The organism is Gemmiger formicilis, from assembly GCF_900167555.1.
Lineage (GTDB): Bacteria > Bacillota > Clostridia > Oscillospirales > Ruminococcaceae > Gemmiger > Gemmiger formicilis.
Map to the genome: position 1 here is coordinate 74,996 of NZ_FUYF01000008.1, position 16,694 is coordinate 91,689.

14 protein-coding genes are annotated in these 16,694 nt (G+C 51.3%); 2 read left to right on the forward strand and 12 right to left on the reverse strand.

Annotation, left to right across the window (positions count from 1 at the left end):
- Nucleotides 1–31 precede the first annotated feature (31 nt).
- The 12 genes from B5D32_RS08455 to B5D32_RS08515 form a co-directional block, all read right to left on the reverse strand.
- Entirely contained in the window at nucleotides 32–382 is a 351-nt protein-coding gene (locus tag B5D32_RS08455) for a type II toxin-antitoxin system RelE/ParE family toxin (protein ID WP_078784620.1), read from the reverse strand.
- Nucleotides 379–645: a type II toxin-antitoxin system prevent-host-death family antitoxin gene (locus B5D32_RS08460; protein ID WP_078784621.1), complete on the reverse strand. Its 267-nt coding sequence runs from the start codon at nucleotides 643–645 to the stop codon at nucleotides 379–381. Before B5D32_RS08460 ends, B5D32_RS08455 begins: the two co-directional genes overlap by 4 nt.
- Before the next feature lie 65 nt (nucleotides 646–710).
- Nucleotides 711–1,430 (reverse strand): CAP domain-containing protein, encoded by a 720-nt coding sequence (locus B5D32_RS15680; protein ID WP_143402715.1) that lies wholly within the window; start codon nucleotides 1,428–1,430, stop codon nucleotides 711–713.
- Nucleotides 1,431–1,499: 69 nt separating this feature from the next.
- Nucleotides 1,500–7,814 (reverse strand): helicase-like domain-containing protein, encoded by a 6,315-nt coding sequence (locus B5D32_RS08475; RefSeq protein ID WP_242943422.1) that lies wholly within the window; start codon nucleotides 7,812–7,814, stop codon nucleotides 1,500–1,502.
- Between the two features lie 95 nt (nucleotides 7,815–7,909).
- On the reverse strand, nucleotides 7,910–8,248 hold the full coding sequence (locus B5D32_RS08480; protein WP_078784624.1) for a TnpV protein: 339 nt from the start codon (nucleotides 8,246–8,248) through the stop codon (nucleotides 7,910–7,912).
- A gap of 881 nt (nucleotides 8,249–9,129) precedes the next feature.
- Nucleotides 9,130–9,639 carry a YodL domain-containing protein gene (locus B5D32_RS08485; RefSeq protein WP_078784625.1) on the reverse strand — a complete coding sequence of 170 codons (510 nt, stop codon included), beginning with the start codon at nucleotides 9,637–9,639 and terminating at the stop codon, nucleotides 9,130–9,132.
- A gap of 69 nt (nucleotides 9,640–9,708) precedes the next feature.
- Nucleotides 9,709–9,966, reverse strand: coding sequence for a hypothetical protein (locus B5D32_RS08490; RefSeq protein ID WP_078784626.1), 258 nt, complete (start codon nucleotides 9,964–9,966; stop codon nucleotides 9,709–9,711).
- Between the two features lie 13 nt (nucleotides 9,967–9,979).
- Nucleotides 9,980–10,492: a hypothetical protein gene (locus B5D32_RS08495; RefSeq protein WP_078784627.1), complete on the reverse strand. Its 513-nt coding sequence runs from the start codon at nucleotides 10,490–10,492 to the stop codon at nucleotides 9,980–9,982.
- Nucleotides 10,493–10,633: 141 nt separating this feature from the next.
- A complete protein-coding gene (locus B5D32_RS08500) occupies nucleotides 10,634–11,038 on the reverse strand; it encodes a DUF3846 domain-containing protein (RefSeq protein ID WP_078784628.1) in 405 nt (134 codons plus the stop codon).
- Nucleotides 11,039–11,049: 11 nt separating this feature from the next.
- Complete coding sequence (locus B5D32_RS08505; protein WP_078784629.1) at nucleotides 11,050–11,985, reverse strand: ParB/RepB/Spo0J family partition protein; 936 nt, start codon at nucleotides 11,983–11,985, stop codon at nucleotides 11,050–11,052.
- A complete protein-coding gene (locus tag B5D32_RS08510; RefSeq protein WP_078784630.1) occupies nucleotides 11,942–12,748 on the reverse strand; it encodes a ParA family protein in 807 nt (268 codons plus the stop codon). Before B5D32_RS08510 ends, B5D32_RS08505 begins: the two co-directional genes overlap by 44 nt.
- A gap of 11 nt (nucleotides 12,749–12,759) precedes the next feature.
- The gene (locus tag B5D32_RS08515; protein WP_078784631.1) at nucleotides 12,760–13,695 is read right to left on the reverse strand and encodes a DUF3991 and TOPRIM domain-containing protein; all 936 of its coding nucleotides are present in this window, start codon (nucleotides 13,693–13,695) and stop codon (nucleotides 12,760–12,762) included.
- 841 nt (nucleotides 13,696–14,536) lie between these two features.
- Here B5D32_RS08515 and B5D32_RS08520 point away from each other — a divergent pair.
- Together B5D32_RS08520 and B5D32_RS08525 are read left to right on the forward strand one after the other, a co-directional pair.
- A complete protein-coding gene (locus B5D32_RS08520) occupies nucleotides 14,537–15,181 on the forward strand; it encodes a type II secretion system protein (RefSeq protein ID WP_078784632.1) in 645 nt (214 codons plus the stop codon).
- Nucleotides 15,182–15,342: 161 nt separating this feature from the next.
- On the forward strand, nucleotides 15,343–16,677 hold the full coding sequence (locus tag B5D32_RS08525; protein ID WP_078784633.1) for an MFS transporter: 1,335 nt from the start codon (nucleotides 15,343–15,345) through the stop codon (nucleotides 16,675–16,677).
- The last annotated feature ends 17 nt before the right edge of the window (nucleotides 16,678–16,694 follow it).

Consider the following 16,694-nt stretch of genomic DNA (forward strand, 5'->3'; position numbering starts at 1 on the left):
ACAAAAGTGGGCGCTTGGGTAAAATATTCAGTTATGAGAACACAGGCAAACTTCCGTTTGCTGCATCCGTTTTCAAAATGGTGATCCAGTTGCTTTTTCCGTAAAGGAATCGCACTATATGCACGGTCTGCGTGGCATCGTCCACCGTGTAGAACGCAAGGTAGTTCATAACGATGGTGAAGCGGATTCCCCACAAGGAAAGTAATTTATCGGCTACGACTTCAAATTTGTGCGGGAATTCTGCCAGCGCACCGATTTTTTCATCGGCTACATCCAACAGCTTGTCGGCGGCAGTTGGATTTTTCAGTACAAGGTCGATATAGTCGTAGGCGTTCGCCATATCTCGTTCGGCGGCTTGGGTGACATGAATGTTGTATTTCATCTGCGCTCCCTGCGGTGGCGCAAATCAGCCATAACATCGGCAAAGGGGCGTGTGTTCCCAGCGTCAATGTCGGCAAGGCCCTCTTGCAACTTGCTGTACAGTTCAATGCGGCCCGCCATTTCCTCGTAGGTCTCCATGCTCATAACGGCAAGGTCGCCCTTACCGTTTTTGGTAATAAAGACCGGCTCGTTGTAGGCATGGCAGTAAGAGGAAATATCATTGTAGTTGTTCCTTAAATCTGCGCTGGAACGAATGTTCGGCATAGATAGCACCTCTCTTTCATACAAAAATTATATCATAATTTCTGTATGAAAACAAGCAAAATCTATCAATTAAATGTCACAGTCCAATAGGTGTACTGCCCCTCTGCGGTCTGGCAGAACCAACAGCCGACACCCATGCTCGTAAAGCTGGCGTTGGTGATGTTGGCGTAGTGGGCAGGACTGTTCTGCCAATAGCTGCATACGCTGCTGGCCGAGCCGATAGGACCGGCTGCGCAGATTTCGCTGCGGGTAGTCATGCCGCTGTGGTCGAACTCACCGCCCGCGACAAAGCTCTCGCAGCGGGCATCTGCCGCCGCGCTCAGCCCGCCGTCCATTGCCAGCGGGGAAAGTCCCGACGCCGCACGGATGGCGTTGATGTTCTCCTGCACAGCCCAGTATGCGCTGTCGCTGCTGTCGATGCTCCACCATTGCTCCGTACCGGCTGCGAGGTCGAACGGCACCGCACCATAACTCATACCAACCTGTGCCGGAGTGTCTGCTACGGTTTCCTCCACCGGGGCTTGCGTGGGTTCTGCGGTGGGGACTGCCGTAGGCTCTGCTGTCGGCACGGGCGTGGGGGCCTGTGTCGGTTCGGGTGTCGGCGCAGGGGTTGCAGTCTGCGCAGGTTCGGCAGTTGCAGCAGCTTCCACCGGCTGCGCAGTTTCTTCGGTGGTCGGTGAGATTTCCACCAGCGCAGCCGGTTCAGCCGCAAGAGTTTCATCCGCTGCCGCTGCACACCCGGACAGCGCCAATACCATGCCCAATGCAACAATAGATTTTTTCATAAAAACTACTCCTTTCATCCTTGGGGTGGTCGCGTATACGATTTGCTTTTCTGTCTTTAATCATAAAATTTATCGTTCCTCCTGTCCACGCTGTCGATTGTCGGTCTGACACTGTTGTTCCGGCTCGGTGTCGGTCACAATGTCTTTGTCATTCATGTTCAGCAGTCCCTCCAGCACCGCAAGGCGACTGCTTTTTTCAGCAAGCTCTGCGGCCTGCGGAAATGGCCGCTTGACTTCTTCCTCGGCGCTGGCAAGCTGCTGTTCCAACTGGATTTGCATATTGCGGGTCTTTTCAATGCTCGGTTCAATACCATTTGCCAAATTGGAAAGGCGTGTCAGATTGCCCAGCACATCAGCTCCCAGCTGAGTGCTGTATGTACCAGAGCCAACCAATCTTGCATGGTACTCGTTGCCAAAAGACAGATGTTGGATTTGCAGTTCCATACCCTTGAAATACCCGATAGGTACGGGCTTATCGCTATTCAGCGCCAAGCCCAGCAGCCCCAACAACGCTTTTCCAGCCGGTTCTTTTTCGTAGTAAACTTCCTTTTCCAACTGGATACAGAAAACATCTTTGCCGTCCGCATCCACTACGGAATGTTCCTTTACGGTTACGGCATCTACGGTGGCATTTTCAATCTGTTCTTTGCATTTTCGGATTTCAGCCGGGAAACCGATGGCAATTTTGTTCTCCAGTTCATAACGCTGGCTGTCATGGGCAGCTTTCAGTGTTTTGAGACGGGTCAACTGCACGTCCAAGTCCATCTTTTCCTTGATAAGCGGATTGCCTGCCGCCAATGCCTTGACCTCGGCGTAGGACAGCGCGGCCTCGTCCATATCATTGCAGCTGCGAGCCGGAGATTTTGAGGTCATGATCTGCCCGATGAATTTCTGCTTATTCTCGATAAGCTGCCACGAGTAGGCATCAAATGTGCCCTCCGTTACATAACGGAAAACATAGACCGCCTTATTTTCATTGCCCTGTCGTAATATTCTTCCCTCACGCTGCTCAATATCAGATGGCCGCCACGGTACATCCAGATGGTGCAGCGCAATCAACCGCTTTTGGACATTGGTTCCGGCTCCCATTTTGGCGGTGCTGCCCATCAGCACACGCACTGCACCGCTGCGAACTTTTCCGAAAAGTTCCGTCTTGCGGGCATCGGTGTTTGCTTCATGGATGAAGGCAATTTCTGTTTCGGGGATTCCGCGTTCGATCAGCTTTGCTTTCATGTCATCGTAGACATTGAAAACGCCCGCCTTGGGCGTGGACAGATCGCAGAAAACAAGCTGCGCACTGCGTTGGGGCATGGTCTGCTCCCATATCTCAAAAATTTTGCCCACACAGATATTGACCTTGCTGTCAGGGTCATCGGGCAAGTCGGGGTCGATCAAGCGCTGATCCAGCGCCAATTTGCGTCCGTCGTTGGTGATTTTCAGCATATTGTCCTCATAGGGCTTTACCATTTTATTGCGGATTTTATCGGCCCGTTCGCCCAATTCCGTCACCATCTGCTTTTGTATTTCAGAGGGCTTTAGCTGGATGTTGGTCGGCTTGCCGCCCACAAGGGAAGGGACAGGCAGTTTCAGCATATCTGCTGTTTGAATATCGGCGCATTCTTTGAACATTGCCATAAGTTCCGGCAGATTGAAAAAACGAGCGAAGCGTGTTTTTGTGCGGTAGCCGGTTCCCTCCGGCGCAAGTTCGATGGCTGTGACGGTTTCGCCAAAGGTGGCCGCCCAACTGTCAAAGTTTGCAAGGCCGTTGCGTTCTAAGGTGTACTGCTGCAAATAGCGCTGCATGGTATACAGCTCGGTCATGCTGTTGGAAATGGGTGTGCCTGTGGCAAATGTTACGCCCCGCGCCCCGGTGATTTCATCAAGGTACTGGCACTTCATAAACAGGTCACTGGCCTTTTGGCTCTCGGTGGTGCTGATACCAGCGATGTTGTGCATCTTAGTAACGGTCATGAGGTTCTTGAAATTGTGTGCTTCATCGACCATGAGGGAGTCTGCGCCCAGTTCCTCAAAGGTCACCACATCATCCCGCTTCGGGGCGTCCAGCAAATTTGACAGCTTGGTTTTCAACTGCTTTTTCTTACTTTCCAACTGCTTGACGGTCAGGCGGCTGTCGCTGTTGTCCATGCTCTCCAACTGTATTTCCAATTCGTCAATTTGCTTGCGGATAAACTCGGCTTTTCTGGCATCGGAAAGTGGAATCTTTTCAAACTGGCTGTGACCGATTACCACAATGTCATAGTTGCCGGTGGCGATTTTGGCACAAAACCGTTTACGGTTTGACTTTTCAAAATCGCGCTGCGTTGTCACCAAAATGTTTGCATTGGGGTACAGCTTCAGCGCTTCACTGGCAAATTGGCCTGTCAGATGATTTGGCACGGCGACAAGTGTTTTGCTGCATAATCCCAATCGCTTTTTCTCCATCGCGGCGGCGACCATCTCATAGGTCTTGCCTGCACCGACAACGTGCGCCAGCAGTGTGTTGTGCCCGTACAAAATATGTGCAATGGCATTGCGCTGGTGGGGCCGCAGTGCGATTTCCGGGTTCATACCGAAAAACTGGATATGGCTGCCGTCGTACTCACGGGGGCGGATGCAGTTGAACTTTTCATTGTACAGCGCCACCAAACTTTCCCGGCGTTCACGGTCCTTGAAAATCCAGTCTTTAAAAGCATCTTCTATCATCCGCTGCTTGGCCTGTGCTTCTTCGGTGGCAGGACCATTGAGCTTATGCTGCTCCTTGCCGTTTTCGTCATAGATTGTATCGTAAATTTTGGTGGCCCGCAGGTTGAGTGCGTTCTCCAACAAATGATAGCCGTTGATACGTTTGGTGCCGTAGGTGTTCGTGACGCGGATATTATCGTTGCCCTGGCTCTTGTTGGAAATATACCAGTTATTCAGGTATTCATTGTAACTGACAGCTATTTTTTGTTCGCGGTAGGTTGACTGAAAAAGTTCATCGGCAAACTGCTTGATGATTTCCGGCCCGATCCATGTGACACCCAACCGAACCGTTATTTCGCCCGCCGTCAAGTCCTTGGGCTGCACCTGTTCCAACGCTTCTACATTGATGCGGAACGCCGGGTCTTGGTCGGCTGCAACATGAGCAATACGCAGCTTTTCGCGTACATTGCCGGATAAATACTCGTCTGCCATAAGGTAAACAGGGCTGCCGTCCTCCTGTTTGCGGAAAGGCTCTACAAAAATAACGCCCGCCAGTTCCTTGGCAAGCGTCGCTTCATCTTTCCCGGTAAGGTGCATCATGTAAGGCATATCGACCTTGGCATGTTCCCCGATGCTCAGTGCCAGAGCGTCCGATGCCGTGTCGGCGTGGTCGGGTATCTGTGCAGAGCGGATAGTCCTTTTGGTGAACATATCCGACTTGCTGATAAAGTTTCCTTTTTCATCGACATTTTCCAGTGAACACAGCAAATAGTAGCTGCTGTCATCCCGGAAAGACAACTCCGCGCTGCGGCTGTTGATTAGGCCGTGCTTGGCGCGGAAGGCATCATACTGGCGGTTAAGCTGGGCTTGCAGACGGTGGATTTCCTCGTCCGACAAGTCCTGCAACTGCGCATCGATCAGAGCGCGGGTGGTATCGCGCAGTTCCACCAGTTTGCGGATACGCTCGGCAGATGCTGCGTTGGGATTACATTCCCGCATGACTGCGCCTTCGCGGTAATAGATTTTATCGTCCTTTACCGTGTAGCTGAAATTACGCACAAAGGGATCGGCATCAATGTACTTGGTGTCCTCGCCGCTTTCTTCCTGCACAGAGATTTCGGCTTTTGTCAGCGTGGCGGTCAGATGCTGCATGGCAGTGTCGATTTGCGTTTCCAGCAACGGCTTTCCGAAACGATCCACCGCATCGGGGTCTATTGGCTGGCAGGTGGGAGTCGGGCCATACGGACCGGAGACTATCTCCATCTTGCCGCAAATCATTTCAGGGTGCTCCACAAAGTAGTGGTTCATAGTGATGCCGTTGGCATCTTCTGCAAGGTGCAGCCAAGGCTCGTCCTGCTGGCGCAGTGTGTCACGCTTTTGCAGGAAAATTACATCCGTCATAATTTTAGTGCCGCTGCCCTTGAACGCATTGTTGGGCAAGCGCACCGCACCGATGAGGTCGCAGCGCTCGGCAATGTACTTGCGGGCGCGGTCATCCTTTTTGTCCAATGTGCCGCTGGAGGTGATGAACGCCATGATGCCGCCGGTGCGCAGCTTGTCGATGCTCTTGGCAAAGAAATAGTCGTGAATGGGAAAATGCAGCCGGTTATACTGAGGGTCATTGACTTGGAAATTGCCGAAAGGCACATTACCCATTACGCAGTCAAAATAGTTGTCGGGGAGAAGCGCATTTTCATAGCCGGTCACTTGGATATTGGCCTTTTGATAAAGTTGTTTGGAGATGCGGCCTGTGATGCTGTCCAATTCTACGCCGTAGAATTTGGCATCACTGCTGCCAAAATGTCCGTGTGCGAGAAATGCGCCTGTGCCCATGCTGGGTTCTAGGATTTTGCCGCCTTTTACTCCGAAGCGTTCCAGTGCGCGGTAGATGGGGTGGATAACGGTGGCGGGGGTATAAAACGCCGTCAGGGTACTGCTGCGGGCAGCTTCATACTCAGATTCAGACAATGCTGCTTTCAGTTGGCTGTACTCGTTCGACCATGTACTTTTGTTCGGGTCGAACGCATCCGAAAGCCCGCCCCAGCCCGTGTACTGCGCTAAAATTCTCTGCTCATCCTCAAAGGCAGGGCTGCCGCCGTTCGCTACGCGCTGCTCAATTTCTTTCAGCTTTTGGATGGCGGCAATATTGGCTGCAAACTTTTCGCGCGGTGCTGTCGGCAGGTTATCCAGATAAGGGGCTTCATAGGTAATGGGTTCGCGGTGGTAAGGTTCATCTTCTGCCGAAAGCCGTTCTACATCCGCCATAACCTGTGCCACAAAGGGGCTGGGTTCTTCGATGACTTCGCCCACGATGGGTTCAGCAGTTTCTTCCGGCTGCTCTTGGCGGCTTGGAACTTCCGGGGCGGATAGGGCTGCATTTTTGGGGTTGGCCGCAAGCAGCCGCGCAAATTCTTCATGGCTGACGGCACGGCCTACCAGCGGGAAACTTTCATCCCGCAGATGAATGTTTTCCCTGCCGATTTCCTCGACGGTAAAGGGTCTGGCATCTTCCAGATAAACCGTACTGCCGATAGTTACAGGTGATTTTTCGACTTTTCTTGTAGTCGGATGATGCTTTTCAAACTCTGCTTCGGCGGTATTGATAAAATCCGAAAAAGCGCTGTTTTCAATGCCCTGCGCAGCAAGCTCGTGGTTATCTTGGAAGTAGTCGATATGGACAATGTTACCGTCAACTTCATAGCGGATTTCGTTCCGCAGAAGATTGGCATACACTTGGATCTCGTGCTCATCGTCCTCGGTGGTAGAGTAAGCAAACTCCACGCGGGTCAAGTCGGAGAAATTCGGCTCGTTTAGCCCCTCATTCTCGCAGAAATCCGTGATGGCGTGTTTTGCATGGGCGAGTGCGGCATCGTTCGCTGCGCGGGCGGCTTGCTGTTCTGCTGCCCATGCCTGATAGGGGGCTTTTTCGGCATCGGTCAGATACTGGTCGTTGTAAACCAAAAGCCGCAGGCGTTGGGCAACCTCTTTCCACTTCAAAACGCGGCGATACTCGCCGTCCTCTGTACGTCGGGTGATTTCAAGATTTTTGCCCATGTGGTCAAGAAAGCCATGCCCACCATCACGGAAGATCCATGTGCCGCCGCCGATGCCGTATTCTTTTTTCAGCCAGCGGGCTTGATCTTCCTCGATAGGAAGTACCTGTGCAGAGAGATATTGCTGAATGCGAAATTTGCTATCTTCAAACCCGCCGCCTTTGCACAGTGCATCGGTAATATCCTGCTCCGTAATGTACTTGCCGGATGCGTCAATGATGGGCTTGTTCCACTTTTTGGCTTCTGCCGCAAGGTCGATATTTTTTGCTTGCTGCTCATGGCTCGGCAGCCCTGCCTTTTCAGAATCTTCGGGAGTAAGAGTAAGCTGCTCCATCTGCTGCTGCACGGGTGCTGCTTTGATGGGAACCATCAGACGCCCTTGCTCGATAAGGTCAGCAATCTTTGCGGCAACAGCATCCCATGTCAGATTGACCTGTGCTGTTTTGGTAAGATAGTTGCCCTCCCAAAGTTCAAGGTACATATCATGCCGGATAAAACCCACGGTATGGTCATCCACGAACAAATATGTATAAATTTGCTTGTAACAGTGCTTGCAAAAGGCGCTGCGCTCGGCAAGGTCGGGATGCTCATTGAAATATTCCAGAATAGCCGCATTGTCGGCACGGCTGGAGGATTCTTTCGCCAGCAAGCCTAGAATCAGTTCATCGCTCAGCGGCGGCAAATCAGAAATGGGTACAGAAAAAGCGGAGGGCGTGGTATCGCTCTCCGCTTGGGGTTCTTGTATTACAGGCTGTAAATCTGCTGCATCGCCGGTTCCTCGGCTTGGCTCTGCAAGGCGTTCATCCACTGCGTCCAGCCCATCGGGTCTGTCTGCCGGTTCGGGGCGGTGCTCTGCTGCATCAGCGTCTGCATCGTCTGCTCGATTTGCCGGTGTACTGCGTTGTCCATCTCCGCCAGATGCGGGTACAGCGTTCCCTCCAACAGCATCTCGTCGAACACCATCGGCGCGTTCTCCAGCAGGAATTTCCGCCGCAGGCTGCCGTACTTGCCGATTTCCGGCATCGGCGGCTCGTTCAGCGTCAGCGCCGGGATTTGGTAGCCGTTCACCATCATGTACTCCATTGTTGACCTCCTTGGTGTTATTGGTTTCTTCCTGTTTGTCACCATAATAGCGGACTTTTTCGGCGCGTGCAACACTGTCAATTTCTCTCGTGATGCTTCCGATCTGCTGCATGAGAGGCCGTGCCGCCTGTTGGCAAGCGCTGCCCAAACACAGAGTGATGCGGTTTGTATCAAACTGGTTCACAGACTCAAGGGCAGACAGGTCCAGCCGCGCAGTATCCACGCCGCACCGCAGCGCGGCCATATACAGACAGCTTTGGGTGATAAGCTGTATAAATAGCTGCCGCTGTTCGTCCGGCTTGGCCCACTGTAAGCTGCTGCCGTCTATGGCTTTTCCCAGTGCGGTTGTGAACATGGCGCTGCGCTGGGCAACGCAGGATGTAGAGAGCATGAGTAGGGCGCTCTGGATGCTGTCAGCGTGATTATCCGCTACGATTTTATCCCAAACAGGCCGCCAGTTCTGGTCTGTAATGACCCACGGCAGCGCGTCGGGGACCTCCGCACGGGGGATGGTATCGGAAATGTCAAACAGATACCGCAGCCGGGAAGAATTTGCCCGCGTGTCAAATACCGCGATACCGTGTGCGCCGCGCTTGACCCAGCGACCCGCATTATTATTCCAGTAAGCTATGTCGGCCACGGCTGTGGCGGTGGGGCTTTGTTCGTGAATCAAAAGCTGGTTCGGGAAACTATAATTATAAGCAATGGCCGCTGTCTGCAAAAATGCTTTCCAGCGGTCGCTGCTCTCCGTGACGGCTTGCAGTTGCTTTTTGGCAAGTGCACGGATACTTTCATATTTTGCCATTTACTACTCCTCATCGTTCATAAGGTTCCGGTTCTGATTGTTTCAAATTCTCTAACTCCGGCAATAGATAATCAACCTAACGATAACCATATTCATCTACATAGAAAGCCTGTGTTTCTCTCCTGTTGTGGATCACAATAATATCACTGATGGAAACAGAACGCATCTTTTGAGCATTGGGACGGTTGCCTTGGTTATGCGCTATATAAATATCTTCAGGCTCATCCCAGCGTTCCATCCGTCCACTATAAACGAGTTTATAATCCGCAGCCTTCATACGGGTTTTCGCATAAGCATAGTTTCTGAAAACGAAATTACGGTTACTGGTTTGGTATATCTCATAAGGGTAAGTCTGTCTCTTTTCTTTACGAAAGCCGCCCGGCCAATAGATGTCCCGCGGCAATTCCAATGGCTTGTCCATCTTATCCGGGAACACAACCGGGGTAATCGGCATACCAACCTCAGCGGCTTTCAAGATTTCCTTTCTAAACTTGTCTACATCTGTAAAGGGAGTAACATATCCGATTATTTTTCCATCATCACTAAGATATTCGATGTAGCCAATTACGTTATCAGAATTTCCCATTTGGTTTACCTCAATAAAAAAGACCCTGTACAAATTTGTACAGAGCCTTGTGTGAATACTAATTCGGTTTTAGGCGGGACGATTATTGCTGCGTTCGCTGCGCTTGATGCCCATGAACGGAGGAACCGAGGAACGGGTCAAGCCTTGTTCACGCGCCTTTTGCAGTTGGTATTCATGCAGTGCAATCGTATCCAAGAGATCCCGCATTTCCTGCGTCGCACGATAGTAATTGATGCCGTATCGCTTGCATACAGCACTTAAATTGTTCAGCATTTCGATGCTTTCTTTGGACATACGCTTCACTTCAATGTCAATATGCTCGTTCATACGTGACCTCCTTTTATGAAAGATAAGTGTTAAATATTGTAAGTGCAGCATTATCCGCGATCATCAACATAATAGGACCGCCAGACTGCTTTGAGAAAATGCGGACCGCACCAAAATCACTTATATAATGTCTGGCCAATTCATCAGTTTTTGCTTCAAAGGTTACAACGCCATTTTTTCCACTGTCGATAGAAAGCTGAATGCCAAAAGCAATCATCATCCGCCCAATATCGACATATTTTCGATGCGAAACCAGTGTGGGATTGCTGTCGGGGTGGCTTTCAATATATTCGATATAAACAAACATGCTCTCCGGCGTTTCACGATATGCACCCAAAGCAACGATTTCTCCATCCTCGGTTTTGGCTGCGTATTTCTCTAAATCCGGGTCACCGATAAATTCGCTTGTCCAATCCGTTTGCCAGCAGGATTTTGTACCGGCAAGGTCAGCGTCTGTGGCACGATCTATTTCAATGGGGATTTTTCGTTCGGTTGCTGTTTCTGTAACAAAATATTGCAGTATCATTTTCTCACCCCTGATTGTATTATATCGAATTGTCATGGAAAAATCAATAAATGATTATTGCCCACTCTTTTCCAAACAGCTAATTATCTCCATCATTTTGTATTCTGACGGAGATTTTAAGATAAATGATGGAGATGATCATCATCGTTCAAGTCTTTCCCAAAAAGACAATTTACCTCCATAGCGCTCGTCCTGTGGTCGCACTTTGGCAGCGGGCAGTTCATCGCTTGCCATATCCGCGACTTGCGGGAGAAAAAGTAGTCGGCTGTATCGGTCTGCCTGATCCTTGGATAGCCCTATGACCTTATCGCCATTTAGTCCGCAAACGAGAAAGCGCCCACGAACAGTCACGCCCTCGTCATTGACCTGTCTGTTATATTTCAGTCGGCTTTGGGCTTTGCTGCATATCAGCCCGATGCGAGGTGTGCCAAACGGTTTTAGAATTTGGCTTTCACCCTCGATTACCTCGGAAACCGCAGTCGCCGCACTGGAAAAACCCGCTTGATAAGGGCAGTAGCTGGGTTCAACAACTAATAATCTCGTCATCGGTGTCCCCCTCATCTGCTGCCGTGCTGCTGGGCGCGGGCATAGTTTTCCAGCAGTTTTACGATAACCTGCTGCATCTGGTCGCTCGTAAATCCTTTGGGGAAATAGCGTTCAACTTTTGCAACGGGAATCATAAGCTGCGGGTCACGCGGCTTTACACTTGGCGGCTTGGCGGCCATAATATGCTGGATTTTTTCTGGTGTCAGTACGCTTTCCTTGCTGGCTTCTTTGAGCTTTTGCGCCTGTGACAGTGATGGTGTGCAACCCTCGGATTCCATGTAAGAGAGGAAGTCCTCTTGTTCTTCGGGGGTAAGGTAGCTAAGTTCTACGGCGGGAGTCGTTTTCAGACGGCCCTCATCTACCATCTGCATTAAAGCTGGCGTGAGGTTGTTCAATGCAATAAATCTTTTTACCTGTGACCTACTTTCTCCTGCATCAGCTGCAACTTTTTCAGAAGCCCATAAATTCGGCCCAACTTGGGCCGAATTATTTTTTGACGGTCTACCGGCCTTTCTCTTTACAGCTTCCAGCTTCATCTGATACGCTTTCGCCTTTTCACTCGGTAGAATATGCTCTCGTTGGCAGTTACTGTCCACCATCAGAATAATAGCAGTATCATCGTCCATATCCCGCACGATGCAGGGCATAGTCTCCACGCCAGCCCGCTGACTGGCATGGCAGCGACGGTGGCCAGCTACAATTTCATACCCACCATCTTTCCGGGGGCGGACAATGGCCGGGGTCATGACACCGTATTCCTTGACACTGTCCACCATTTTGTCCATCTCGTCATCGTCACGAACTTGAAAAGGGTGATTCCGAAAGGGATGTAGTTCCGTCAGTGGCAAAATTTGGATTTTCTCCAGCTTTGCATCCTGCCGTTCCTGCTCACTCGAAAACAGATTATCGAGCGAGGGCAGATTGATGTTGCTGCCGTACTCTCTCATTCTCCGTCACCTCCTTGGCAAGCGCTTTGTATGCCAAACTGGCCGGGCCGTTGGCATCGTAGGTCAGCACGCTATGTGTACTGGCGGCGCTTTCTGCTGTGCGCGTACTGACCGGGATTTCTGCACGGTAAATTTTCAGCGCGTGACCGTAGGCGCTGCGCAGGGCAGCACACACATCTTTGGAAAGGTTGGTGCGCTTGTCCACCATCGTCAGCACAATGCCGTCAACATCCAGCCGGGAATTGATACGGCGCTTCACTTGGTTGACGGATTTGAACAGGGACACCAGACCTTTGAGGGCGAAATGCTGCGCCTGCACAGGAATCAACACCCTGTCAGCCGCAACAAGCGATGCTACGGTGATGATGCCCAGCGAGGGCATACAGTCGATCAAGCAGTAGTCGTATTTATCCTTGAACGGCTCCAATGCCTGTTCCATGATTTTCTCGTGCGCCATAACGTTTACAAGGCTCACTTCCATATCGGACAGACCAATGTCGGAAGGAATGAAATCCACCTTTTCTTCATGGTGAATTACTACTTCTGGCGGCTTTTCGTCCTTGATAACCGATTCCATTAGGTCGCTGATTGTTGCGCCGTTTTCGGTGCCCTCATAGCCGAGATAGCTGCTCAAATCGCCCTGCGGGTCGGCGTCCACCAACAGCACCTTGTAGCCCATAGCCGCAAGTGCTGTGCCGAGGTTTACTGTGGTGGTCGTTTTGCCCACACCGCCTTTTTGGTTTGCAACTGCAATAGTTTTCATGTTCCGCTCCTTTACCGTTCCATGCTGATAAGTCTACGAGCCGCCAGCAGATAGTCGTTATAATCCTTGCCTATGGCCGGGGGCGTGTCCTGTACGATATATCCGCGTTCTGCAAGCCGTTTCGCAACAATTTTTGTGAAGTTTCGTCCGGGGTCGTCACGGTCAAAGCAAAGCGACACGCGCTTTACTTCGGGATGCTGCTGCAAGAAGTAGTCAATCGGCTGATGGTTCAACCCGCCCAGCGCCAAGTAGTGGACACTGCGCCACGGGGAATCATGTTTGTACTGCCGCAGCGTTGCGCCGGACATAGCATCAATGGGGGCTTCGTAGATCTCTACGGTATCGCAGTTTTCCGATTCGGCGGGAATCAGAAAGCCATACTGTTTTTGGCTGCCCGCGACATCTCCGCGAAAGCTGCCTTGACAACCGCGCTGAAAAGCAGAGCGCGGTACGCCGTTTTCATCTTTGCCCACAAAAACGCAGTTGCGGTAGTTGCCGCGCGTAGTTTGGTACAGGATACCGCTGTTCACGCAATAACGCAGTACCTTCGGACTGATACCGCGGTGCAACAGATAGGCCGTTGCAGCTTCGGTGTTCCTGTCAGCAGGCGGCAGCACAAAGGGGCGGGATGTCTGCTGCTGCACAGGTGCTGCCTTAACCGTCTGAACAGAGACCGGCATCGGTGTCATTTCGTTCAGCAACCGTACCGCTGAGACAAAATCCATGCCCTCGACCTTTACCAGATAGTCGAGTGCATTGTTGCCACCTTTGCTCTGCGAAAACCAGTGAAACAGCCCATTTGCAGGCGTGATAACAAGGCTGCTGTGCGTCTTGGTGCAATACTCCTTGTCCGTTTTGCGAACCAGTTCGCCGGGGTGATAGGTTTCGAGATACTGCACTACGCTGATTCGCCGCGCAGCCTCGATGTTCTTTTGATATTTGCCCATGATGACCTCCGATTTTTGAAATTAAAAAAGCACCTTGCCTGTGGACAGGTAAGATGCTTATAAGAGCCGATATTCTCTTTTTCAGTTGGCTGTTTCTTCAGCCAGCTGGAGAGGGGGTGTGGGGGAGAGGAACGCGCCGCAGCCCATTCCTATAAAAAGATACAGTTTCCCCTTGGATAGTTTTGACAAGTGTAACAAAGTGGCAGAATGACAGTTTTTGAATAATAGCGGGTCGCCAAACCGTTAGATAGTAGAAAAATGTCCGCTATTGGGTACTGCCGTTTTTTATGTGCTTTTATTTTCCGAATGCAATAGTTTTTGGTCTGCCATTTTTGAAAGATTGTCCACAATGTAAGAACAATTTTCGATTCCGTTGGGTCTGCCAGCTTTTCAATCGAGAGTGCGTTCGAAAATTGAAAATTATGCCGTAATGCGGCATCTTTTCGTTGAAGAAGAGCAGAAAATAAGTTCCTTGAAATTCCTAAAAACACCGCATATTTCCGCTCATTTGGGGCGACTCAAAATCCGTTGGTGGTGACACCGTATGGGTTCGACCCCCATCACCGGCATTCCTTATACCTAAGCCTTTTAGCGGCTTAGGTATTTTTTTGTGTGGCAGACAAAGCGGATTTATTTTCCGACACGCGGAGTTCCTATGCTGACGATACTGTGCCTGTTTTGCGTAAAAGTCAATACGCCAAACAGTTTTACAGAGTCCTAGCCGGAACAAATTTGTGATGCAGGAACGGGACGTTTGTTGACGATTTCTCGCAAATCTGCTATCAGTATAATGGGTTAGAGTGACATTAAACGGAAGTACGTCAAATTGTTAGGGGCTTACATGGAAAGAAACAATCGCAAACGCGGGTTCACATTGGTTGAGCTTATTGTTGTGCTGGTAATTCTGGCGGTTTTAGCAGCTCTGCTTGTACCATCGCTTACCGGATATATAGACAAAGCAAAAAAGAAAGCTGTGATAACGGAGGCAAGAGATGTGTGGACAGCGTCGCAGGCTGCCTTGTCGGAGTGCTATGCCCTGTACCCGGAGAGTTTTACTGCCAACTCCGCAAACAATAAAAGCAACTGCAGGTTTTCTGTCTACATAAACAATAAATGGGTAGACAATGTAGGCAAAATTTCTAACGCCGCGCTGAATGCATTGCAAAAGAACCCAAAGGATACGGTGGAAGCGGGGACGGCAAGCCGCAGAGTTTCCGCCATGGTCTTGGCGTATTTGGACAGTGCAAACAAAAACAATCCGCGCTATACATTTTACGATGGCAAGGTAATCACCAAAGATACAAAGCCAAGTACGTATTTTGATAAAACACCAAAGTCCACGGACATAATCATACAGCTTTTTCATACGGTTGATGGCAAAGTCATTGCGTTGAATTTCGGAAAAGATGGCTATATGGTAACAATCGTTCCCGGACAGCAAATTATCTGTGAGTATGATGGGAAATGTCTGGATTTCAGAGGATGATCCGGCGCCTATCAGCCGCGGGAGACCCCTTTTACCACAAAAATCGTCAAATTCGCGCAAAATAAAAAACAATCGCCACGTAATTATAGACAAAACGACCAAACAATGCTACAATATTCCTATTCCGGGGCGAAACGGCCCCGTCAAGAAGGAGCATTGCCGTGAAGCTGAACAACCGTCGCACGATTCTGGTGGGCCTGGCGTTTTTGTCGATCTGTACGTTCTGGCAGATGTACGACAGCGTGATGACCCTGATCCTGACCGACACCTTTAAACTGAACGAGACCTTCGCCGGGGCTATTATGGCGGCAGATAACGTACTGGCGCTGTTTTTGCTGCCGTTCTTTGGCGCACTGTCCGACAAGACCAGCACTCGCATCGGGCGGCGGATGCCGTTCATTGTGGGCGGCACTGCATTGGCGGCCGTTTTGATGAACCTGATCCCACTGCTGGATGACCGCTATGCGGCAAACCCCAGCACCGGCACGCTGGTGCTGTTCATTATAGTGCTGGGTCTGCTGCTGGTTTCCATGGGCACCTATCGCTCGCCCGCGGTGGCGCTGATGCCCGACGTGACCCCTAAGCCGCTGCGCAGCCGTGCAAATGCCATCATCAACCTGATGGGAGCCGTGGGCGGCATTTTGTATCTTGGGCTGGCGGCGCTGATGTATCCGGTGTCCAAAACCAAGGGGGTCGGGCATGTCAGCTACCGCCCGCTGTTCTTCATCGTCTCGATGATCATGGTCGCGGCGGTGGCAATTTTGTACCTGACCATCCGGGAGCCGAAGCTCGGGGAGGAAAACCGGAAGCTCGAGGCAGCCCACCCCGAGTGGAACCTGGCCGCCGACGACGGCGCCGGCCATGAGGTCCTGCCTGCGCCGGTCAAGCGGAGCCTTGCGTTTCTGCTGCTCTCCATTTCGCTGTGGTTCATCGGATATAACGGCGTTACGACGTGGTTTACCAAGTACGTGGAGGCCGTCATGGGCGAGGGCCTGGGCGGCGCGTCCACATGCCTGCTGGTGGCAACGGCGGGTGCCATTGTCTCATACATTCCCATTGGTGCGCTGGCTGCAAAAATTGGCCGCAAGCGCACGATTCAGTGCGGCATTGTGCTGCTGGCGACCTGCTTTATGCTGGGCTACCTGCTGACGACGATGTACACCTCGATCCAGCCGATTATGTACGTGGTGTTTGCGCTGGTCGGCCTGGCCTGGGCGGCCATCAACGTGAACTCGCTGCCGATGGTCGTCGAGATGTGCCGCGGCAGTGACATCGGCAAGTTCACCGGCTATTACTACACCTTCTCGATGGCGGCGCAGGTCGTCACGCCCATCGTGGCGGGCTCCCTGATGCGGGCCATCGACTACCGCGTGCTGTTCCCGTATGCCGCGCTGTTTGTGGCGCTGAGCTTTGTGACGATGTGCTTCGTCAAACACGGCGACGCCAGAGCCGAGGCGAAGAAGGGGCTGGCAGCCTTTGAGGACATGGACAGCTGACCCGTTGAAAAGTTGAA